At 61.2% G+C, this 21,287-nt stretch carries 20 protein-coding genes and 2 pseudogenes; 20 read left to right on the top strand and 2 right to left on the bottom strand.

The genetic code is table 11. From position 1 onward, the window contains the following. Positions 1–9: 9 nt before the first annotated feature. From V5279_RS45710 to V5279_RS45620, 19 genes and pseudogenes are all read left to right on the top strand, one after another. On the top strand, positions 10–996 hold the full coding sequence (locus V5279_RS45710; RefSeq protein ID WP_338702181.1) for a type IV secretion system protein: 987 nt from the start codon (positions 10–12) through the stop codon (positions 994–996). A gap of 352 nt (positions 997–1,348) precedes the next feature. Beyond that, positions 1,349–2,020, top strand: coding sequence for a virB8 family protein (locus V5279_RS45705; RefSeq protein ID WP_338702179.1), 672 nt, complete (start codon positions 1,349–1,351; stop codon positions 2,018–2,020). After that, complete coding sequence (gene virB9, locus V5279_RS45700; protein ID WP_338702177.1) at positions 2,017–2,868, top strand: P-type conjugative transfer protein VirB9; 852 nt, start codon at positions 2,017–2,019, stop codon at positions 2,866–2,868. Before V5279_RS45705 ends, virB9 begins: the two co-directional genes overlap by 4 nt. A gap of 11 nt (positions 2,869–2,879) precedes the next feature. After that, positions 2,880–4,025 (top strand): type IV secretion system protein VirB10, encoded by a 1,146-nt coding sequence (gene virB10, locus V5279_RS45695; protein ID WP_338702175.1) that lies wholly within the window; start codon positions 2,880–2,882, stop codon positions 4,023–4,025. Beyond that, on the top strand, positions 4,022–5,053 hold the full coding sequence (gene virB11, locus V5279_RS45690; RefSeq protein ID WP_338702173.1) for a P-type DNA transfer ATPase VirB11: 1,032 nt from the start codon (positions 4,022–4,024) through the stop codon (positions 5,051–5,053). Before virB10 ends, virB11 begins: the two co-directional genes overlap by 4 nt. Before the next feature lie 64 nt (positions 5,054–5,117). Continuing rightward, a complete protein-coding gene (locus tag V5279_RS45685) occupies positions 5,118–6,965 on the top strand; it encodes a type IV secretory system conjugative DNA transfer family protein (protein WP_338702171.1) in 1,848 nt (615 codons plus the stop codon). Beyond that, the gene (locus tag V5279_RS45680) at positions 6,949–8,115 is read left to right on the top strand and encodes an LPD7 domain-containing protein (protein ID WP_338702169.1); all 1,167 of its coding nucleotides are present in this window, start codon (positions 6,949–6,951) and stop codon (positions 8,113–8,115) included. The genes V5279_RS45685 and V5279_RS45680 overlap by 17 nt, the downstream gene beginning before the upstream one ends. Before the next feature lie 166 nt (positions 8,116–8,281). Continuing rightward, the gene (locus V5279_RS47155) at positions 8,282–8,524 is read left to right on the top strand and encodes a transposase (protein WP_173644000.1); all 243 of its coding nucleotides are present in this window, start codon (positions 8,282–8,284) and stop codon (positions 8,522–8,524) included. A gap of 523 nt (positions 8,525–9,047) precedes the next feature. Beyond that, complete coding sequence (locus tag V5279_RS45670) at positions 9,048–9,617, top strand: hypothetical protein (RefSeq protein ID WP_175612442.1); 570 nt, start codon at positions 9,048–9,050, stop codon at positions 9,615–9,617. Then, positions 9,614–9,916 carry a hypothetical protein gene (locus V5279_RS45665; protein ID WP_175612443.1) on the top strand — a complete coding sequence of 101 codons (303 nt, stop codon included), beginning with the start codon at positions 9,614–9,616 and terminating at the stop codon, positions 9,914–9,916. The genes V5279_RS45670 and V5279_RS45665 overlap by 4 nt, the downstream gene beginning before the upstream one ends. A gap of 237 nt (positions 9,917–10,153) precedes the next feature. After that, positions 10,154–10,315 (top strand): hypothetical protein, encoded by a 162-nt coding sequence (locus tag V5279_RS45660; RefSeq protein ID WP_208073971.1) that lies wholly within the window; start codon positions 10,154–10,156, stop codon positions 10,313–10,315. A 466-nt stretch (positions 10,316–10,781) separates the two neighbouring features. Next, positions 10,782–11,945, top strand: coding sequence for an HlyD family secretion protein (locus tag V5279_RS45655; RefSeq protein WP_166217175.1), 1,164 nt, complete (start codon positions 10,782–10,784; stop codon positions 11,943–11,945). Between the two features lie 29 nt (positions 11,946–11,974). Next, entirely contained in the window at positions 11,975–14,131 is a 2,157-nt protein-coding gene (locus V5279_RS45650) for a peptidase domain-containing ABC transporter (RefSeq protein WP_338702161.1), read from the top strand. A 626-nt stretch (positions 14,132–14,757) separates the two neighbouring features. Then, entirely contained in the window at positions 14,758–15,102 is a 345-nt protein-coding gene (locus V5279_RS45645; RefSeq protein ID WP_338702159.1) for a transposase family protein, read from the top strand. A gap of 31 nt (positions 15,103–15,133) precedes the next feature. Then, positions 15,134–15,592: an IS66-like element accessory protein TnpA gene (gene tnpA, locus V5279_RS45640; RefSeq protein ID WP_166073826.1), complete on the top strand. Its 459-nt coding sequence runs from the start codon at positions 15,134–15,136 to the stop codon at positions 15,590–15,592. Continuing rightward, positions 15,585–15,938 carry an IS66 family insertion sequence element accessory protein TnpB gene (tnpB, locus tag V5279_RS45635; protein WP_166073804.1) on the top strand — a complete coding sequence of 118 codons (354 nt, stop codon included), beginning with the start codon at positions 15,585–15,587 and terminating at the stop codon, positions 15,936–15,938. The genes tnpA and tnpB overlap by 8 nt, the downstream gene beginning before the upstream one ends. 52 nt (positions 15,939–15,990) lie before the next feature. Next, complete coding sequence (locus V5279_RS45630; RefSeq protein ID WP_338702274.1) at positions 15,991–16,179, top strand: hypothetical protein; 189 nt, start codon at positions 15,991–15,993, stop codon at positions 16,177–16,179. 148 nt (positions 16,180–16,327) lie between these two features. Then, positions 16,328–17,860, top strand: a complete 1,533-nt coding sequence (gene istA, locus V5279_RS45625; protein ID WP_422389058.1) for an IS21 family transposase — start codon at positions 16,328–16,330, stop codon at positions 17,858–17,860. Further along, a pseudogene (locus V5279_RS45620) lies at positions 17,857–18,204 on the top strand (ATP-binding protein); the annotation flags it as partial. The gene istA and the pseudogene V5279_RS45620, both read left to right, overlap by 4 nt. Before the next feature lie 34 nt (positions 18,205–18,238). Here the strand turns inward: V5279_RS45620 and V5279_RS45615 are convergent. Then, positions 18,239–20,308 (bottom strand): recombinase family protein, encoded by a 2,070-nt coding sequence (locus V5279_RS45615; protein ID WP_173640842.1) that lies wholly within the window; start codon positions 20,306–20,308, stop codon positions 18,239–18,241. After that, positions 20,289–20,477: a hypothetical protein gene (locus V5279_RS45610; protein ID WP_207835012.1), complete on the bottom strand. Its 189-nt coding sequence runs from the start codon at positions 20,475–20,477 to the stop codon at positions 20,289–20,291. The genes V5279_RS45615 and V5279_RS45610 overlap by 20 nt, the downstream gene beginning before the upstream one ends. Positions 20,478–20,783: 306 nt before the next feature. On the opposite strand from V5279_RS45610, the pseudogene V5279_RS45605 reads away from it, so the two are divergent. Then, positions 20,784–21,287, top strand: a pseudogene (locus tag V5279_RS45605) (ATP-binding protein); the annotation flags it as partial.

Raw genomic sequence — 21,287 nt, 5'->3', positions numbered from 1 at the left:
ATCGCCGCGATGGCCATAAACGTCTTTGACAGCTTCCTAAAGGAATTCGAGCAGCCGATCACGACATTCGTGTCGACCTCGGCGTCGAATCTTGCCTCCTACATTGATGGTCCCCTCCGCACGGCCGTGATGCTCTATGTCATCCTTTATGGCTTTGCGGTGATGCGGGGAGCAATCTCCGAGCCAATCATGGAGTTTGCCTGGCGGGCGATGCGGATTGTCGTAGTGGTTATGCTGGCGACCAATTCAGGCGCGTTCCAGCAATACGTCACCGGCCTTTTCTTTGATTCCTTGCCGAGGGAGATCGGGAACGCGTTGGCGGGCTCCGGACTGAACACGAATTCAGGAGCTCCGTTCGATCAGCTTCTGTCCAAGGGAATCGACGTCGCCAATAAGATCTACGACCAAGCAGGAATAACCGACGTAGCTCCGGCACTGATTGCCGCCATTCTCTTGATCTTTGTCGCGGTTGGCTCCTTCTTGCAATTTGCCATCCTGCTCTACGCCAAAGTTGGTCTGGGCGTCGTGATCGCGCTCGGGCCGCTCTTCATTGCACTTGGATTGTTCGAGGCTACGCGTCCATTTACAGAGGCTTGGCTTCGGCAGGTCGCGAACTTCGTGATCCTACTGGTGCTGGTGGTCGCTCTGGTCGGGCTGATGTTGACCACCGTCAGCGGCTTCATCGACAGATTCGCGGCAAACGCCGGCACGGCCGGCGAAATGGTGGTGGCCGCGGTCGCCATCAGCGCGGTGCTCGGTCTGTCCGGATACATCGCGCTTCAACTTCCGGTCATCGCAGGCGGTCTCGCTGGGGGTGGCGCATCGCTCGCCAGCCGGCTGGTCACTAGCCCAATGATTGCCAATGCCACGGCGGCAGCCAGCGGCGCTTATGCCGGCGCGCGCTGGTCAGCCAGCCGCGGTCTCGCGGCCGTAAGAGCCAGCCGCCAGGGCGGCAGTATACGGCGCACTCAATCGCCGGGGACTACGGCGGCCTAAACAATTGATCGCCGGCATCAGGCGACAGAGAAACACAGGGGCATCAGAACGATGTGGCGTCGACTATTCATCATCTGCGTCATCGCAGTTCAGCTTGGCGGCTGCGCAAGCTGGTCAAAGGGACCACCATCATGTGATGGCCAGGCTCGGCGGCCGCTCAATCGTTCGCTGTGGGATTGGGAGACGGGTACGCCATTGGCGACACCGGAGCCGGCACCTCCGCCATCCGCGCCGGCACCAGTAATCCGCAAAGGCGAGACCCGCCCGGCAGCGCCATCCACGCAACTCGCGGCATCAGACCACCAGGCCGCCATTGCAGCCTCTTACCGCGCTTGCGGCAAGGAGGCGTAAGATGGTCGGGCACGGTGAGCTGAAAGCCTATTTCGACTATGCGCGTCGATGGGAGCAGGATCTGTTGCTGGCGGCCCATCGCTCGCGCAGAACGGCATGGGTGATTGCCGCGGGTGCCTGCGCATTAGCGATCGCCTCGCTCAGTGCGGTCGCAGCGCTGGCGCCGCTGAAGACGGTCGAGCCGTTCGTCATCCGGGTCGATAACGCGACCGGGATTGTGGAAACCATCTCCGCCCTCACTTCGACGCCGGCACGCTATGATGAAGCGGTCACCAAGTATTTTCTTGGACGCTACGTTCGGGCGCGCGAAGGCTACAGCTATCCGGAGGCCGAAACCAACTTCCGGACGATTTCGCTGCTCTCGGGGCAGGGCGAACAGGCCCGTTTTGCGGCCTGGTATCGCGGCTCCAATCCGGAAAGCCCGCAAGTCGTTCAGGGCCGTTTCGGGGTCGCCACGGTGCGGATCAAGGCGATCTCGCTCCTGGCTGACAATGTCGCCTCGGTGCGTTTCATGAAAGAGAGCCGCAAGGGCGAGGAAACCCGCATCACCCACTGGGTCTCCACCCTTACGTTCTCCTATGCCAACGCGCCAATGTCCTCCGCCGACCGTCTCATTAACCCCCTCGGCTTTCTGGTCTCGGAATATCGCGCCGATCCGGAGGTCGTACCATGAAATTCTTCGTTTTCTTGATGACCGTCGCACTGGGATTCGCGGGACCTGTGCTGGCGCTGCAACAGCCGTCACCAGGTCAACATGATGCCCGCGTGCGAACTGTGACTTACGATCCTGCCAACGTCGTCCGAGTCAACGGCGTGATTCGGGCATCGACCCAGGTTCTGTTCGCCGATGATGAGGAGGTTGCGCATGTCGCGATCGGCGATGCGATCGCCTGGGAGGTCGCACCGGCAGGCTCGATCCTGTTCCTCAAGCCGCGGGAAAAACATCCACCGACCAATCTGCAGGTCGTTACCACCCGCCCTGACGGGCGCAAGCGCTCGTATCAGTTCGAGCTGTCGATCGCCGAGACGACGCTTGCGGACAGCTACTTCGTCGTCCGCTTCGCCTATCCCGGCGACGAGGTCGAGCGCCGGCGCACTGAAGCGGCTGCTCGCGGCGCGGAGCGGGAAGGCGCGCTGATCGACCAGACATTCGATCTGCATCATGCCTATGGGGCACGCAACTGGCGCTTTTCGGCACAGGGATCGATCGACCTCGAACCGGAAGCCGTTTTCGACGACGGCAAGGAGACCACGTTCCGCTTTGCGGGCAACCGCGAAATCCCCGCGATCTACCTGATCAACTCCGACGGTTCGGAAAGCCTGGTGCCCAAGGATGTCCGCGGCGAGCTCGTGGTTGTTCACGCCACGGCTCGGGAATTTCGGCTGCGCAAAGGCAACACCGTGCTCTGCATTTTCAACGAGGCCTTCGATCCTGTGGGGATCAACCCCGGCACCAATACCACAAGTCCGTCGATCGAACGGAGGGCGAAGAAATCACCACCAACCCCAAGGTCACGATAGGCGAGCGCGATATGACCGAACATCACGATGAGACGATCGCCGGCGACCGTGGCATCACCCCAGTGGGCGGAGGCGACAACGGTCGAGCGGCAATGCTCAAACGCGGCTTCGGCGCCCTGGCGCTCACCGCATTTGCCGCTCTGATCATTTGGGGCACCTGGAAAGGCGATAAGCCGGTCAGCGATTCCGCCCGCAAGCTGATCATCCGCCAGGCGGCGGCGTTCGAGCCCATCCCGGAGCTACCTCCCGCACCAATCACCACAGCCTCTATTGGAGCCGCGCCGGTCGCGGCCACGCCAGCCGCCCCCGCGCCCGCCTCCGGCCAGCTTCTGGAAAGCGCCCGTCGCGCGCCGGTGCTGGCCTACAATCGGCCGAGTTCCGCGGGACGTGCGGCCCACGACAACGTGACCGGAAGTGCCGTCACCGATCCCTATGGGTCTTGGCGGGACGGGCCGCGCAACGACCTTGCCGACAAGCTGAAACCCACGCCGATCGAGGGCGTTCGCGCTGCGCGGCTTCCCAACCGCAATCTGCTGGTCACCCAGGGTACCTCGATCCCGTGCGTGCTGGAGACGGCAATGTCCTCGGACGTGGCGGGCTTCGTGTCCTGCGTCGTTATCCGAGACGTGATGTCGGATTCCGGCAATGTCGTACTGATGGAAAAGGGCACGCAGGTCGTGGGCGAATATCGCGGCAATGTGCGACGAGGTTCAAAACGGCTATTTGTGCTGTGGACGCGCGCCAAGACGCCGACAGGCGTGATCGCGGCCTTGGCGTCGCCCGCCACCGATGCGTTGGGTCGCGCTGGCTTCGATGGCGACATCGACACCCACTTCTTTGAACGCTTCGGCTCGGCGCTGTTGCTGTCCATCGTCAGCGATGCCTCCTCAATCGGACGCCAGCAGCTGCAGGACAGCTCGATCCAGATCAACAACACCACGGGAGCCACCAATACTGCTGCCGGCATCGCCGTCGAGCAGTCGATCAACATTCCACCCACTCTGAACAAGAATCAGGGCGAACTGGTCAATATCTTTGTCGCCCGCGACGTTGATTTCTCCTCCGTCTATCAATTGCGACGGGTCGAGACCCGCACGCAGATTTTGGACCGCACCATTCCCGGAGGCCTTGCGGCTCCGGCCGTGGTGACAAAGTGAGCGCCATACCCTCCATCGAAAGCGATGGCAGCCGGCTGGTGCTGGCGCGCTATCTGGAGCCGCTGGCTCCATTTCTGGCAGACAAATCCCTGACCGAAATCGTCGTCAACCGCCCCGGCGAGATTTTTGTGGAAGGTCCCGGCGGCTGGACCAAACACGAAGCGCCAGCTCTGACGCATGCCTACCTCTCACACCTGGCGACTGCAGCCGCCGGTCACACCCGCCAGGACATCGACCCGGAGCATCCCGTGGTGTCGACCACCTTGATCGGCGAGGAGCGCTGCCAGATTGTGGTTCCGCCAGCCGTGCCAGCCGGCACAGTCAGTCTCACGATCCGCAAGCCGTCGGCTTTGACGATGACACTGGACGCCTTTGAGGAGACAAAACTGTTCGATGAAATCCGCGTCGCCGATGACAATCTCACGGCCGATGAGCGTCGGCTTCTGGCCCTGAAAGACGCCGGCGCCTGGCGCGACTTCCTCCAGCTTGCCGTCGAAACTCGCCGCAACATCATCATTTCGGGGGCGACTGGTTCGGGAAAGACGACGCTTTCCAAGGCCTTAATCGCGGCGATCCCGTCACAAGAGCGGCTCATCACCATTGAGGATACTGCCGAGCTTGTCATCCCCCATCAGAATTGCGTGCGGCTGCTCTATGCCAAGGACGGGCAGGGCGTTGCCAAAATTGGACCACGAGAGCTCCTCGAGTCCTGCCTGCGGATGCGGCCGGATCGAATCCTGCTGCAGGAGCTCCGCGATGGGACGGCGTTCTTCTATCTGAGAAATGTGAATTCGGGCCATCCAGGATCGATCACAACGGTTCATGCCGACAGCGCGCGGCTCGCCTTCGAGCAGCTGACGTTGTTGGTCAAGGAAAGCGCGGAAGGCCGCGACCTTCATCGCGACGACATCCGCTCGTTGCTGCTGCTGCTCGTCGACGTCGTCATCCAGATGCAGAAGCGGAACGGCCGCTACCGCATTTCAGAGATCTACTATGATCCCGTTCGCAAGCGCGACCACCTCAGTTAGAGCGGCGCAGGGAATCGCGGTCGCGCTCGCGGCTTCCGCGCTGTTCCTATTGGTCGCCTCAAATGTGCTGCTGCTGGGGCTCCGGCTTCACGATGGCGGCCTGCACTGGTCCGAGATCGCCACAGGCTGGCCCCGTTATGGCGCTGACGCACGTTTCGACCGCTGGCTGACCCTGTCAAGCCTCGCCGGCGCGGTCGTAGTCTTCGGCCTGCTCGGCGCGATCTTCCGGCACCGTCCTCCTCCGATTCACGGCAGCGCGCGCTTCGCATCCGAACGCGAGCTCAAGGCCGCTGGCCTGCGATCCAAGGAAGGTGTGCTGCTCGGTCGCAAGGACGGCGCACTGCTCTGTTTCGGCGGGTCGGAACACGTCCTGGTCTACGCGCCAACCCGCGCTGGGAAGGGGGTCGGCTATGTCATTCCAAACCTGCTCAATTGGCCAGATTCAGTCGTCGTTCTGGATGTGAAGAAGGAAAATTGGGATCGTTCCGCCGGATTTCGCGCGGCGCACGGACAGGAAGTCTATCTGTTCGACCCACTCGACGAGAATGGTCGCACCGCGCGCTACAATCCGCTGGGCTATGTGCGCAGCGATCCCGCGGACCTCTACGACGATCTGCAGCGCATCTCCGTCATGCTGTTTCCGGCCGAGAGCCGCGGTGATCCTTTCTGGTTCGAGGCCGCACGGTCGGCGTTCGTAGCAATTGGCGGTTATGTCGCGGAAACGCCGGGTCTTCCATTGACGATCGGCGAGATCCTGCACCAGCTGTCCGCAGCTAGTGACCTCAAGGCACATTTTGAGAAACTCATCGCCGCTCGCAAGTCCGGCCCTTCGCCACTGTCGCGGAATTGCATCACGGCCTTGAACGACTTCCTCGCGGCTTCTGAAAACACCATGAACTCCGTGCGCAAGACCGTCACGGCGAGGCTCGGGCTTTGGCTCAACCCGCGCATCGATGCCGCCACATCGACCAACGATTTCGATCTGCGGCAGCTGCGGCAACAACCGATGTCGATCTATCTCGGCGTGACCCCTGACAATCTCGACCGCATGGCGCCGCTTCTGAACTTGTTCTTCCAGCAGGTGGTCGATCTCAATACCCGCGAGCTGCCGGAACAAAATCCCAAACTCAATCGCAAGGTGCTGCTGCTGCTCGATGAATTTCCGGCGCTGGGCAATGTCAACGTACTCGCGAAATCCGTCGCGTTCATCGCCGGTTACGGCATCCGCCTCCTGACCGTGGTCCAGAGTCCGGCCCAGCTGCGCTCGATTTACGGGGTCGACGCTGCCCGCAATTTCATGACCAACCATGCCGTCGAGGTGGTGTTCGCGCCGAAAGAACAGGACGTAGCAAATGAGCTTTCCGAACGCATCGGGTACGACACCGTGAAAGCGCGGAGCCGCAGCGGGCCAAAAGGGCTCGCGATGCGCTCGACCAGCGAGACGGTCTCTGAACAACGGCGCGCCCTGATGCTGCCGCAGGAGCTGAAGCTTCTTCCAAGATCCAAGGCCTTCATCCTCGGCACAGGCCTTCCCCCGGTCGTCGCCGACAAGATCGTCTATTACGAAGACAAGGCGTTCCTCACACGCCTGCTACCCGCACCGGTCCAGCAGCTGCCGGGCGGCCGCTCGACCGCGCTGCTTGACGCCGAGATCAAGGAGCTGCGCTCCGAGGTTGCGGAGCTACGCGCGGTATTTCGGTCCCGCCCGTTGACTGACGAAGAGGTAGCCGACCCCTCCACAATTCCAACCAATGCCAGCTTTGATTTCGGGGACGTGGACGTCGACCTCGAAGGACTCTCTGAGGACGACCTGAAAGCCTGGGTCCAGAACTACATCGACGCCCAAGCCGTCCCGCCGGCGCGACGGTCCAGCCGCAAGCAGAACGGACGACAGCATGAACGACACGCGTGACCACAGCGGGGATTTCAGCCTGGAGCGGCAACGTCGCGCGGGGCGCGCTTTCACCCGAGGCAAGGGGGACGCCGAGTCCACAGCAACAGCCCCCAACACGCCTTCATCCGCGGAGGTCACGGAAGTTGCGTTTCCGGACCGCATCCGTCGGAAATATTACGTGGTGGCCAGTGAACCCCAAAAGGATGGATCCGACCGCGAAGCCCGGCTCTATGCCGATGAGCGGAACGAGTACCTCGCGTTCAAGGCCACTGACGATCGCCTGGTCACCCGCATAGCTGCCGCAGAAGTGATCCGGGACATGGTCAGCGTGGCACAATATCGCCACTGGGAGGCACTTCACGTCCGTGGTTCTGTCGAGTTCCGACGCGAGGCCTGGCTCGAGGCTGGCGCGCGCGGGATGGATGTCAAAGGCTATCAGCCAAGCGAGCCTGATCGCCAGGCGCTCGCTGACCGGCGAGTCGCATGGGATCGAGCCCGGGCCCGTGCCAACGATGCAGAGGCTCGCTCCGCCTCCGACAGGCCGCTGCAGGCGGATAGGCTCGATTACGACAAGGGCGTTTCCGGACGTCTTATGGAGGTCGGCTATGGCCCCTACCGCAACCGCGCCGACGCCGAGCCATCAACCTATGTAGCCATTGAACTGGATGATGGCCGGCGACATCAGGTGTGGGGCGTCGGGCTTGAAACGGACGTCGCAAATAGCGGCGGCAGGCCTGGCGACCGCATCTCTTTGCGCAGGGATGGCGTCGAACCCGTCATCAGGGCAATCAAATCCATAGACGCCGCCACAGGACTCGCTAGCATTGAGCGGCGGCAGATGTGGCGCAACAGGTGGAGTGTGACGGTGGAGGCACGCCGTGCAGACCGACCGGCGGCCGCGCATGATTCCGACCTGCTCGCTGCCCAATCCCAGATCGCCGTCATCAACAAGCTTGTCGAACGCGCTCTGCCGAACGATGAGAATGCTCGCCAGAACATTATGGCTTTCGCCAGGGAGCGCATCGCCCAGCATCTTGAGAACGGGCATTCGTTTTCGCGGGCAGCAGTCATGGAACCGGTTCGAGATCGTCATCCATCGGAACGAGATAAGGAGATCCGAATAGCTCAGACTGGTGAACGCGCGACAGTGCGTGAGCGTCAGCGCTGAATGCACGAGGTCCATCAATGGGCCGCATTGGGCTTTTGGGAAAGTAACCCCGCCCGAAGACAATCCAAAAATCAGCGTGTTTCTGATTTACCATGCCGGCTGGATTGGACGCCAGCATGGCCAGCATGGATAGGCAAGCCTTATTCTCTGGATCTCCGTGCGTGTCGTGGCCGCCATCGAGCGCGGGATGTCGCGCAATCGTGCCGCCAAGCAGTTTGGGGTGGCGATCAGTACTGCCATCGGCTGGATGCAGCGGGTCGAGGAGAGCGGCAGCGTTGAGCCTGGCCAGATGGGCGGTCACAAGCCGAAGGCGGTTTCGGGAGACCACGCAGTCTGGCTGTCGCAGCGGATCAGGGACGGCGATTTCACCAAACGCAGTCTCTTGCCGAGCTTGCCGGTCGCGACCTGAAGATCGACTATCGGTGTGGGACTTCGTGCATGCCGAGAAGCTCAGCTTCAAAAAAGCGTGGCGGCTGGCGAACGCGATCGCCCCGAGGTAGCTCGCCGACGAGCCCAATGGGCAAAGTACCAACGTCGCGTCGCCGGCTCGCTCGTTTTGCTGAGCAAGACCTTGCGAACCTGGTGAACGGTTTCAGCAAGCGGCAAGATGCAGACACACGCTCTGATCGAGAGGACGTTGATCTGGAGCGATTCGGCCCGAAGGGCGGTCAACTACAAGAAGTTGCAGCTTACGGAAGCCGCTATTCGGCTTAGAATTCGATCTGTATCGTGGTGGGACTCTATCGCGGTGACGGGCTCTTTGCGGCCGCATCGGAGCGGCTCCAATCATCGAAAGTCTCGCGTGATGCCAAGCTTCGTTTTCAGTTCCAAATTGAAGGACGGCCCAGCCAGATCCACACAAGGCATGCGCGCTTTATGACGTTGAGGGTGAGCCTGTAATTAAAGAGAAGGGCAAGCAGGGTCAACCGCAGTTGGAGATCGCGCCGTACCCCAGTTCACTGCGCGGCCGGAGGCTCGAGCCCGCAAGCCAGGCATTGGTCAAGTTTCACGAACGATTGGCTGCGAGGCTCGATTCCGAGATTGCCTTGGCGCCAGTGGAGCAAGACCTGCTGGACTTCCTCAATGGTATCAGGCTGTCGCCATCGATGATGGCGCAGGCCTGTCGGCAGAATGCGACCATGCGCGCGCCCCTCGGCCTGGACACGGTGGGGCGTGCCCCACCGCCGATCCCCGACGCGCTGTCGTTCGCGCTTTATTGCAACGCGCTGCTGAGTATATGCGCCCCGGAAGCAGACCAGATGAATACCAACCCACCCGTTCAGCTCACCGCGAATTTCTCCATTTCCACTCGCGAGCAGTCGCCGCACCCGGCGCAGGGGCTATTTTCGTACAAGTGCGTTAGCATTGCTGGCCGGCAGCGAAAACGCTCGCTTGGCCTGCTCAGCGATTTTGTCACCAATGAACTGCCGCACCGCATTGCGGAGATTAGATGCAGTGAACAACCAAACGACGCGGTCAGGACCCTTGGCCGCCCGCGTTGAAGGCCGGGGATTGGGCGAAGGCGCTTTCGGCCGTCGAAGAGGCTGTCGCCGTGATGCCGGACGACCTCCATTTCCGCATGCTCCATGCGGATCTGTTGCTTCATAAACTGCGCGGCTTGCAGTCCGGCTTGCCGGCCCTGCGGCAATTTGTTCGGGACGCGATCGACAAAAAATCCGAGCTATGGATGGAAGGGGCGCTGCGCCAACTCTTCAGTTCGGCGAATGATAACTCCCACTTCCCGCCTGCCGAGCGCCTTGGGATGGGCAAGGATGTTGTCCGAACTGCTCGGCCCTTATAGCACGACAACCGGTGAGCAACCAGCCGAGCGAGATATGTCGTTTTGGCGTTATCTTTGTCGATTTGTCGCGGTCGCAACACGATCATTCAGAGTCTGCCACCACGCGCTCAGCCAAGTCACTGAACAAAATGGAGAGCGGCTTTTGGAGTTCATCCTGTGCAACTGGCACGAACATTGAAGACGTCATTTCGTGACGGCAGCGGCCGCTGACCGTCCTCACGGAAAAGGAGTCAAGAAATGAAAAGCGACATGTCGGACTATGATGTAACTGAACTGACTCTCGAAGAAGCATGTTCAACGTCGGGAGGCGACAAATGTATCATTTTTGAGCCGCCGCCGGGTGGCGGAACCATTGATGCCAATCCCCTGCCCCCCGCCGGGGATAGAGGGTTGATGTAAACTGACTACAAGCCTGCCAGAGACGCGATCATAAATCGCGTTCGCTGGCAGGCTTATTCTTATGCCCTCGTAACATGAGAACTCCATCGGGAACAACCGTTCGGATGCGTCGTAGAGGCCAGATTCGCGCGAAGGCCGATCTTGCTCGCGACCTCAAGATGACTAATCTCGACCGGCGGCGGAGGCCGAAGCCCGCCAATCGGCATCGCTGACGGTGCTTACCATCTGGAAAGAGGGGAGCCATGAAGCCTGAGATGTGGCTGAATTAACAGTTGAAGAAGCATCTGAACCTTCCGGAGGGAGTAGTTGTCGCAACTGCACTCGCGGCTATGGCTGCGTGGCAGCTGTCATCCGCCGCACTTGCATCTGAAGCGAGTTAGATGCGCAACCGCCTGACGTCGCATGGTGCAGACTGGCAGTTTCGCTACCAAATTAACGATTGCAAACCTTGTGACATAATCGAACAATGACCAATATCTTACTTCCTCCTGAAATTGTGAGCTACACGGCCGAAAGCATCCTCTCCCGGCAATCAGGACGATCTTTTCTCATTTACAAGATCATTGTGCTTTCTGTGGTCGCCGCATTGGTGGCGTTGCCACTCATTACCGTAACGGTCTCTGTTCAAAGCGCCGGCACCATTCGTCCCACCATCGAGAAGACTCCCCTGATCGCGCCCGTCTCAGGGCGCATTTCGCGTATCCTTGCCGTTGAGAACGATGTGGTTGCCCTGGGGCAAGAGATCCTCACCCTCGATGCCGTGGTGGTTGAGGAGAAGCTCAGAGCAGTTACAGGCGAAATTCGCGCCAAGGGCGATCTAGCCCGTGACCTTGAGACCCTAATCTCCTCCGGAACAGAAGCCAAGGACCCGATCCAGCTGCTGACCGAGTCCGCCACGGCCGAGCGGCTGCATTTTCTGAACCTGCTGCGGGAGAATGAATATGCCCGCAGTAACGCCGCGGCAGAACTCGAGCGCGCCAAGCGGCTGCTCTCCGTTGCTGCAGCGCCCGCAAAGGCGGTCGACGAACGGGCTTTCGCTCTCCAGAGCATTGAGGTCAAAGGCGAGATCCTCGCCCGGCGCAAAGCCGCCGAGTGGAACCAACAGCTCTTCGACACGAATCTGCGCTTGAAGGAACTCACTGCCAGCTTGCATCAGCTCGAGAACGAACGAGATCTGACCCGGATTCGAGCTCCCGTGTCCGGTGCTCTAGAGCAATTCTCCGGCCTCACCCCTGGTGGCTACGTCCAGGCGGGGCAAACTGTCGCTCGCGTCTCGCCGGATGGCGAACTGGTGGCGGAGATCTACGTCTCCCCCAACGACATTGGCTTCGTGCGAACCGGCCAGTCAGTGCGGCTCCAGGTGGATGCCTTCAACTACAATCAATGGGGCGTTCTAGAGGCGACAGTGCTCAACGTGGCCCAGGACTTCACCCTCCACGATAAAAGCCCGATCTTTAAGGTCCGCTGCGCGCTCTCTGCCAGTCATCTCACGCTCAAGAACGGAGTCATCGGTCAGTTGAAAAAAGGCATGACCGTGCGAGCCCGCTTCCTCGTGGCCGACCGCAGCCTCCTTCAACTCTTCTACAATGAGGTCGACGATTGGCTCAATCCGCTCCTTGCAGGCGGTTAATTCTTCCTCTTCAGAAACAGTGAGCGTCAATGTCGAGTAACGTCATCAAGTACAAACAGCGCGACGCCACGGATTGCGGAGCCGCCAGTCTTGCTTCCGTCGCAGCTTTCTATGGCTACAAGCTGCCATTGTCACGCATCCGCCAGTATGCGTCGACCGGCCGCTCCGGCACCACGGTGTCGGGCCTCATGCAGGCGGCTCAACAGCTAGGCTTCATCGCCAAAGGGGTGAAGGGTGGGTTCGACAGCCTTTACAAGATTCCCAAGCCCGCCATCGCGCATTTAGTCGTTAAGGAGGTCCTACACCACTTCGTCGTCATACAGGCGATCGACCGCCGGTCGATCATCGTCATGGACCCGGCCTATGGCGAAATCCGCAAGTTGTCGCACCAGGAATTTAAGATGCAATGGACTGGCGTCTTAGTGCTTTTGGTTCCGGCAGACATATTCCAGCGCCGCGACGAGACAACCTCATCCTTCGTCCGCTTCGCCCGTCTGCTTGCGCCACATAGGGAGCTGATGGCGCAGGCTCTCATCGGGTCACTGGTGACGACGATCCTTGGCCTCTCAACGGCTATCTACGTCCAGAAGATCGTCGATCATGTGATCGCAGCGGGCAACCACAACCTACTCAACCTGATGAGTGTCGCCATGCTGCTGATCCTGCTGCCGCAGACTCTGATCAATCTCCTCAGAAATCGGCTCCTCCTGCAAACGGGACAGAAGATCGATGTCTGCTTGATCCTCGGCTATTACGATCACGTCCTGAGCCTGCCTCAGAAGTTTTTCGACAGCATGCGTATAGGTGAAATCGTCTCCCGTATGAACGACGCAATGAAGATCAGAAGCTTCCTGAACGACGTCTCGATCACCATGGTGGTTAACGTGCTCGTGATACTGTTCTCGTTCGGGCTGATGTTCGTCTACTCGTGGAAGATCGCCTTGGTCGTGGCGACCTCTATCCCACTATACTTATTGGCCTATTGGACCATCAATTGGCTGAATAGGAAGCGCCAGCGCACCATTATGGAAAATGCCGCCGATCTGGAAGCGCAATTAGTTGAATCACTAGGAGCGGTCTCCACGATCAAGACATTCGGTATAGAGAGCCTGGCCAATCTTAAGATGGAGACCCGCTTCATCAAGATGCTACACTCCGTCTATAGCGCCGGCCTTATCTCGGTCTTCGGAGACAATGCCTCAACCCTCCTCTCAAACCTATTCACCGTCGTGCTGATGTGGTTCGGTACGACGCTTGTCCTCGATCAGAGCGTCACGCCCGGCGAACTACTGTCCTGCTATACGCTGCTTGGTTATATTACCCGGCCGGTTGCCAGCCTGATCCAAACCAATCGGATCGCTCAGGATGCGTTTATCGCCGCGGATCGCCTGTTCGAGATCTTCGACCTGGAGCCGGCAAGCGGTGGCAGCATCGATGCCACCAAGTCCGAACTTGGCGATATCTGCCTGGAGAACGTCACGTTTCGCCATGGCGCGCAGCCTGAGCTTTTCCAGCATCTCAGCATCACCTTCCGCCGAGGCGAGATGACGGCCGTGGTGGGGAAAAGCGGCTCAGGCAAGAGCTCCCTTGCAGCGCTGGTGCAGAATCTCTATCCGCTTGAGCGTGGATGTATCCGGATCGGCCCGCATGACCTCCAGGACCTCTCAACTGAATCCCTGCGTAAAGTTGTCGCTGCGGTACCGCAGTCGGTCGACGTGTTCTCCGGCTCGGTGATCGATAACATCGCCCTTGGTGAGTTCGAGCCGGACATCGAGAAGATCGTGAAGATCTGCGATCAAATAGGGCTGCGGTCGGTGGTCGACCGCTGGCCCGGTGGCTTCCAGGCCTATCTGGGCGAGAACGGCGTACGCCTGTCCGGCGGCGAGAAGCAGCGTCTAGCCCTGGCTCGCGCCCTGTACCGGGACCCGGAAATCCTGATCCTCGATGAGGCGACCTCCTCTCTCGATTCGGTCGCCGAGGCGCTTGTCGTAGGGGTGGTTGAGGAATTGCGTCGGGCCGGTAAGATCATCATCGCCATCTCTCATCGACTGAGCACCATTTGCGAGGCCGACAAGATCGTGGTCCTGGACAATGGACGGGTTGTTGCGGAAGGAAGGCATCCTGATCTGCTGGCAGCTGAAGGTGCTTACGCTCGCTTGTGGCGGGCACAACTTGGAACCGGCTAACATTTCTACTGTTATTGCTGTGTGCATCTGAGCAACACTGGTCGGGATCATCACCTTGAGCCGCTTGCCGCACACCCGATCCGACGCCTCCCACAGCGCCGTCAGCGCGTCCTTGATCGTCGCGCCATATCTGCGTCTTCGCTTTCTTGTTGTCTCGAGCTTGCCCGATCCTACCGTCTCGCGTCGCCGGAGCGCGCGCACCGCATGCTTGCGATGCCAGCCCGTCGTCGCGCACAGCTCGTCGAGGATCCGTCCCTTCTCCCCTCGTTTGGCCGACCGGTAACGCTCCGTTGCTGCCGACACCACCCTCTCAGCATTCGCCAACCGGCGAAGGGAAACTCCACCGCCCTTGTAGCGGACGTACATCTTATGACCACATCGTGCGCACCAGGCGATGCCGTGGAGCAGGAGCTCGCCATTGCTAGGCGCGACGCAGGACTTGGGTTGTCGATCTGGATCGCGACGCAGCCGGTCGATTTCCGTCGGGGGATGGACCGCCACCATCGATCGCCTGCTCGTCGATGTGAAGATCGCGGCGAGCGGCGTTCAGGCGGCGCCGTGCCGGATTCTATTCGGCAATCAGGCGCGAGGTCCCGATCCGCACGTTCGCTGACTGGAACAGCCCGGTGCCCGGCTTCGGCGAGGTCGACATGGTCGCCCATGGCGGCACGTCGGTGGCTGGCTCGTTCATCCAGACCCTCACGATGGTCGATGTCGCCACCGGCTGGACGGAGTGCCTGCCGTTGCTGACGCGGGAAGGTTCGCTCGTCGTCGAGGCGATCAACCGCGCACAGAGCCTATTCCCCTGGCTGTTGCGCGGCGTGGACTTCGACAACGACAGCGCCTTCATGAACGATGTCGTCGTGCCATGGTGTCGCGAACAGAAGCTCGAAGTAACTCGCTCGCGCGCCTACAAGAAGGTAAGCGCGAATTTCTCCGCACCTTTTGCTTTTGAGAGTCCTGATGCATGAGGTGTCCACCAAAATAGGTGGACACCTTGTGATGAGCGACGATGATCAGAAACTGCGGGTCAGGCTTGTCGGCCGGAACGGTCGCCGGCGCTACGAGGCGGCATCGAAAGAGCGTCTTGTCGCGGCCTGCCTTGAGCCTGGGGTTTCGGTATCGAGGCTTGCACTCGAACATGGGGTCAACGCGAACCTCCTTCGGAAGTGGATCAAGAAGCACAGCGCGACCAGGTCGCTGCCGCCGTCCTCACGCCCGGCGTTCATCCCGGTTCAGCTTGAGGGGAAGTCCGAGCGGGACCTGTCGCGAAAAGACAGCGTGGCGACGGTTGATTTGCCGGCTTACGATGAAGTGCGTGGTTCGGAACCCAAAGGGACTCCAGCTTTTTGTTCTCCGGCCAAAGTGAGCGTGTCGCTGCCGAATGGCGTGAAGCTCGCGCTGGAATGCGGCGATGTGGATGCATTGACGGCGATCATCGGAGCGCTGGGCGATGTTTAGACTGGGCGATGACCTGCAGGTCTATCTGCACCGTGAGCCGATCGACTTCCGGGCTGGCATCAACAGCCTTGCGGTCCTGGTCCAGGAGACGATGGCGCTCGATCCATTCACTCCGGCGGTTTTTGCGTTCTGCAATCGCCGTTGCGACCGGATGAAGCTTCTGTTCTTCGATCGGTCCGGCTTTGTACTGGTCCTGAAGCGGCTGACCGAAGACAGGTTCCGATGGCCGCGCCGCCAGGAGGCGATCGTCACGCTGACGACGGAGCAATTGCACTGGATCCTTGACGGCATCGATATCGATGCGATGGTCCGCCATCCGGTGCGGCAATATCAGGTTGCCGGCTGAGCTCTCGAGTTGAGCGGTTGACGCGTCGGTACGGTTCAGATTCAAGAATTCGATGAATCGAACCGGCGATCCGAGTGTTGAAGTGCTGTTGGCACGCATTGCTGCGCTGCAGGCGGAGAACCATCAACTCGCCGACCGCGTCGCCAAGCTCGAGGAAGAACTGGCGCTGGCACGCCTGCATCGTTTTGCGCCGCGCTGCGCGGCGGCGATCAGGGTGAGACTCCAGCGACAATCAAGGTGAGACTGCGCCGATGGGGACGGACCGAAGGGAGGGCGCAGCCCGACCGGAGGACCGTCCCCATCGGCGTCGCGCGTTTTTGGACCCGTCTGGCGGCCGGGTGCGGCTGGTGCAAGCTGTTGATTCGTCTCGACAAGAGGGAATCGATGCCTTGCCTGGCCTCCACATCACCGACCACCAGATGAGGCTGTACATGACGTACCGACTGACACTGTCCCCCGAGGCCGCCGCGGCCAAGGCGGGGTTCTCGAAGGCAAGCGCGTATCGAATCGAGGGCGATTGTCGCCCGCCATCGCAGAAGAAGACGCCGAGGGGCCGGCGCCGGTCCGATCCGCTCGGGCAGTATTGGGACGCCGAGATCGTTCCGATCCTGAAGGCTGCGCCCGGCATCCGCGTGATCGGCGTGCTGGACGAGCTGCGCCGACGGCATCATGACTTGAACCCGAACATCCGCCGCACGCTGGAGCGGCGCATCAACGCCTGGCGGGCGCTCAACGGCCCCGAACAGGACGTGATCTTCCGCCAGCAGCACGAGCCCGGCCGCCTGGGTCTGTCCGACTTCACCGACGTGAGCGCGCTCGGTATTACCATCGCGGGTGAGCCGCTCGATCACCGGCTCTATCACTTCCGGTTGGCGTTCTCCGGCTTCGAGCATGTCCATGTCGTGCTCGGCGGCGAAAGCTTCGTCGCCCTGGCGGAGGGCTTGCAGAACGCGCTGTGGGCGCTTGGCGGCGTGCCGCGGGAGCATCGCAGCGACAGCCTGTCGGCAGCATTCCGCAATCTGGCCGCCGACGCACGGGGGGATCTGACGCAGCGCTACGCCGGGCTGATGGGCCACTATGGCATGGCGCCAACGCGCAACAATGCGGGCATCGCACATGAGAACGGCTCGATCGAGAGCGCGCACGGCCATCTCAAGCGGGCACTGGAAGATGCGCTGTTGCTGCGGGGGACGCGCGAGTTCGCCAGTCTCGATGCGTACCGGGCTTTTGTCGACGAGATTGTCGGCCGGCGCAACGCCAACCTCGCCAAGCCGATCGCGCTCGAGAAGGAGGCCTTGGCGCCGCTGCCAAAAGGCCGCACGACCGACTTCGAGGAGAAAGTGATCCCGGTGACGTCGTCAGGCGGCTTCATCCTGCGGCGCGTATTCTACACCGTGCCTTCAAGATTGATCGGCCATCGCCTGCGTGTGCGCATCTTCGACGACCGGCTCGAATGCTTCCTTGGCGTCACGCCGGTCGTGACGCTGCGGCGCGGTCGGCCTGTGTCCGAGAGCCAGGGCGGTCATGTTGTGGATTACCGGCACGTCATCCATGCCCTGCGGCGCAAGCCGATGGCGCTCCTCAATCTCGTTTATCGCGACCAACTCTTCCCGCGTGCAGCTTACAAACGTCTGTTCGAGACCTTGCGGGAGCATGGTGATGACCGGCGCGCCTGCAAGGTGACGGTCGAGCTTCTGGCGCTGGCTCACGAGCGCGCCTGCGAAGCAGAACTCGCCGAGGTGATCGCGATGGATCTGGACGCCGGACAGTTACCCGATCTTGCCGCGCTGCGCGACCGCTTCCGACCCGAGGCGGCCTCGATCCCGCGTGTCGCCGTCAAGCTGGCGCCGCTCGACGTCTACGATGAACTCGCCTCCGTCAGCGTCATGTCGGGCCGCTCGAACCTGGGAGAGGCAGCATGACCGGTATCGCTACCTCCGTCGATGCTGCCCGTGTCGAGCTGCTTCTCAATGAGCTCCGCCTGCCGGGCGTCAAGGCGATCTGGCCGAAGCTCGCCGCACAGTCGGACAAGGAAGGGTGGCCTGCCGCCCGCTTCCTCGCCGCCCTTGCCGAGCACGAGGCGGCCGATCGCACCCGCCGTCGGATCGAGCGACACATGGTGGAAGCGCGTTTGCCCGCCGGCAAGACGCTCGCCACCTTCGACTTCGAAAGCGTGCCGATGCTATCAAAGGCACAGGCGATGGCGCTCGCCGCTGGCGACGCCTGGTTGAAGGCCGGCGCCAATTTGCTCTTGTTCGGTCCACCCGAGTCCGATTCATACTGCTCACCTCGCTATGCCGTTATAGTTCAAGCTCTCTTTGGCGCAGATCGTCGGACGGCGGCCGCCGGAAGCGTCGCGCCTGCGCGGCCTTCTTGACCTCGGGTTGCTCCAGATCAAGCGCTTTGATCACCCAAGGTGCGCCTTTGCACAGCTGGTGCGCAGGTAAGCTCTGCTCCGCGATCAGACGGTGAACCGTCGATGGGCTGACCTGCAAGGCTGCGGCGGCTTCATCCAGAGTGATTTCTCCTCTCTCCTTGCGTTCGCCCTCTCGGTAGGGCGCGATAGCCTGCTGGTTGCGCAAGTGGCAAACGCGGGCGCGGGTCCAATTGTTACCCCGCCCCGTCGACTTGCCGGCCCGGTTGAGGACTGCCGCGATCGTGTTGTCGGGCATCTGCCGTGCCAGAACACGCACGAGATCGATGGCATCCGCGGACGTCCTCCAGCGGTGTTGACCCGTACGGTTCTTCCTGGTCTTCAGTGCTGTATGATCGCCGCCCTGCCAGTGGATGACAAGCTCGATCGCCTCATCGTGGACGCGCACAACGATCTCGCGGATCACAGTTCGGATGATCCGCTTGCGCGTCGCAGGCGTCGCCCCAGGGCTGTTCCAGGCTCGCTCCAAATCGGAGCCAAGCGCGAGTAACCGCTCGCGATCCGCCTCGCTCAGAGTCGTCTCCGGCTTGGCTAAAAACGCCCCGCGCTCATCCTCGAGCGCGCGGACAGCCAGCAGGCGTTCATTCCAACGCCGCTCCAACTCGCCAGCTACCAAGCGATGGTCGGGATCGACGGCCTCATAGTGCCGACGAGCACGAGTGGCCTCATAGCGCGCTTGCTCCAGAGCCAGTTCAAGTTGGCGCAGCTTCTCGGCGTGCTCACGGCCGCGAGCCTCCATGGCAGCCAGCGCAGCCTTGACACCGAGCGGCTGCAAACGTGCGATGACTTCCGCGCTGATTGCGCGATCCACGCGCAGGCCGCCGAATGAGATGCACGGATCTCCGCCATGGTTGATCTGGCTACCGCGGCAATGATAACGCCCAACAGTGCCGTGCGTGCCACTGTAGGCAACGTGAAGTTTGCGACCGCAGTGACCGCAACGAAGGAGCCCTGCAAGAAGGGCCTCGCCGCAGCGGACCGAGCCACGACTCATGAAGCTCTTCCCATTGGCGTTATCGGTGATCAAGCGCTGATTCCTCTCGAACTCCGCCCACGTAATGTAGCCCTCATGGTGATCCTTGATCAAAACTTCCCAGTCGCTGCGCTCCCGCCGGAAGCCCCGCACGATCCTCTTGCGGCCGGCCTCGATCGTCACCCGACTGCCCGAGCGCCCGAAGGCGTAGGCGCCAGCATAGATGGGATTGGTAAGGATGTGATAGATCGTATTGTAGACTGGTAACTTCCACTCGACGTGGCGACCCTCGGGGCCATGGCTGACCGCGGGCAAAGTGATTCGTTCTTGCCGTAACCACAGGTGGACCTGGCGAAGTGTCTGCATCTCAGCAAACCTGGTGAACACGAGTGCGAGCGCCTCCTGAATGCGCCGATCAGGGTCCTTCTCGATCCGATCGTGGGAGACTTTGAGATAACCGATTGCAACGTTGAGGAAGAGCTCCCCCCTGCGGGCCTTCTGCTTCAAGGCTTCAAGCGAGCGCTGCCGAAAGATAGACAGCTCCATCTCGCTCATTGTGCCCTTCATGCCGAGCAGAAGGCGATCATTGGGGTGGCGCGGATCATAGACGCCGTCCTCATCGGCGATCAGTGTTCCGACGAGCCCGCAGAACTCCAGGAGCGTATGCCAATCCCTGCCGTTGCGGGCCAGCCGAGAGGCCTCAATCGAGACCACAGCGCCAACTCGCCCTTCGCAAATGGCGGCAAGCAGCTTCTCGAACCCGGGACGCGTGGTGCCGCCACCAGAGCGACCGAGATCATCGTCGATCACGACCACCTCGCTCCAGCCCAGCTGCCGCGCACGGTCGGCCAAGCCGTACTGGCGGCGCTGGCTCTCTCGGTTGTTGATAACCTGGTCGGCCGTCGACTGACGAACGTACACGACGGCCTGGCGAGCAAGGTGCTCAGGCGTGATCTTGCTCACCGCTGTCCTCCCGGTTCACGTCGTTTGCGTCGACCGCGCTGTCGGTGAGTGCTTCGGTCAGAAGCTCCTTCAACAGCTCCAACATTTGCTGGTGGGCTTCGATTGGAATGCTGCTGTATTTTGGAGGGCTCCCGAAAAGATCCCCCTGACGACGTGATGCGTCCGCCATGACCGCCTCCTCGCGATTGGGACGATTCCCTGGGAGAGGAGGCTAAGACCGCGTCGGCAAGAACGCGCGCCTCCAGCAGACGATCCACCGGAAGCCGCGGATCAGCCGTCAGTCGGAAGGAAGCGGCGGCGGGGGCCGTCATCCATGCCGGCAGAAGCGTTAACGTCGCATCAGGTTGTCTGATAACAAAATGCGTCTCACTCCCGAGCCGCTTGCGGGCGACAACGACGACTAACGCTCCACATCGCGGATGAAATGGGTAGAGGATCTCAACCTCAGATCCCAGACACCCGGCATTATGACGCTGGCCCGCCGGGCGGCGGCAAGACCCATCTCGGCACGGCGATCGGCCTGGCTCTCGTCGAGAACGGTTGGCGCGTTCTCTTCGCGCGCACCACTGATCTGGTGCAACGGCTGCAGGTCGCGCGGCGCGAGCTGGCGCTGGAGTCCGCGATCGCCAAACTCGATCGCTATGACCTCCTGATCCTCGACGACATCACATATGTGAGCAAGGATCAGGCGGAAACCAGTGTGCTGTTCGAGTTGATCGCCGCCCGCTACGAACGACGCTCGCTGCTGATCACGGCCAATCAGCCATTTGGCGAATGGGGGCGTATCTTCCCGGACCAGGCAATGACGTTGGCTGCCATCGATCGTTTGGTCCACCACGCCACGATCCTCGAGATGAACGTCGAAAGTTACCGTCGAAAAGTTGCCCTCGATCGCAAGCGCGGTCCAGGCCGGCCACCTGTTCACACGACCCCCAACGAACTCGACAAGACTGTGATTGACGCTGGCAGCGCCGCTTGA

Source organism: Bradyrhizobium sp. 26S5 (assembly GCF_036923295.1).
GTDB classification, from domain to species: Bacteria; Pseudomonadota; Alphaproteobacteria; order Rhizobiales; family Xanthobacteraceae; genus Bradyrhizobium; species Bradyrhizobium septentrionale.
Note: the sequence above shows the minus strand (reverse complement) of the source record. Positions and strands in the feature narration are given on the sequence as shown.

What these genes read in the sequence shown, in the direction of transcription:
- V5279_RS45710 (WP_338702181.1), top strand. Translation starts at nt 10, where the DNA reads ATGGCCATAAACGTCTTTGACAGCTTCCTAAAGGAATTCGAGCAGCCG.
- V5279_RS45705 (WP_338702179.1), top strand. Translation starts at nt 1,349, where the DNA reads ATGGTCGGGCACGGTGAGCTGAAAGCCTATTTCGACTATGCGCGTCGA.
- virB9 (WP_338702177.1), top strand. Translation starts at nt 2,017, where the DNA reads ATGAAATTCTTCGTTTTCTTGATGACCGTCGCACTGGGATTCGCGGGA.
- virB10 (WP_338702175.1), top strand. Translation starts at nt 2,880, where the DNA reads ATGACCGAACATCACGATGAGACGATCGCCGGCGACCGTGGCATCACC.
- V5279_RS45680 (WP_338702169.1), top strand. Translation starts at nt 6,949, where the DNA reads ATGAACGACACGCGTGACCACAGCGGGGATTTCAGCCTGGAGCGGCAA.
- V5279_RS45660 (WP_208073971.1), top strand. Translation starts at nt 10,154, where the DNA reads ATGAAAAGCGACATGTCGGACTATGATGTAACTGAACTGACTCTCGAA.
- V5279_RS45655 (WP_166217175.1), top strand. Translation starts at nt 10,782, where the DNA reads ATGACCAATATCTTACTTCCTCCTGAAATTGTGAGCTACACGGCCGAA.
- V5279_RS45650 (WP_338702161.1), top strand. Translation starts at nt 11,975, where the DNA reads ATGTCGAGTAACGTCATCAAGTACAAACAGCGCGACGCCACGGATTGC.
- tnpA (WP_166073826.1), top strand. Translation starts at nt 15,134, where the DNA reads ATGAGCGACGATGATCAGAAACTGCGGGTCAGGCTTGTCGGCCGGAAC.
- tnpB (WP_166073804.1), top strand. Translation starts at nt 15,585, where the DNA reads ATGTTTAGACTGGGCGATGACCTGCAGGTCTATCTGCACCGTGAGCCG.
- V5279_RS45630 (WP_338702274.1), top strand. Translation starts at nt 15,991, where the DNA reads ATGAATCGAACCGGCGATCCGAGTGTTGAAGTGCTGTTGGCACGCATT.
- V5279_RS45610 (WP_207835012.1), bottom strand. Translation starts at nt 20,477, where the DNA reads ATGGCGGACGCATCACGTCGTCAGGGGGATCTTTTCGGGAGCCCTCCA.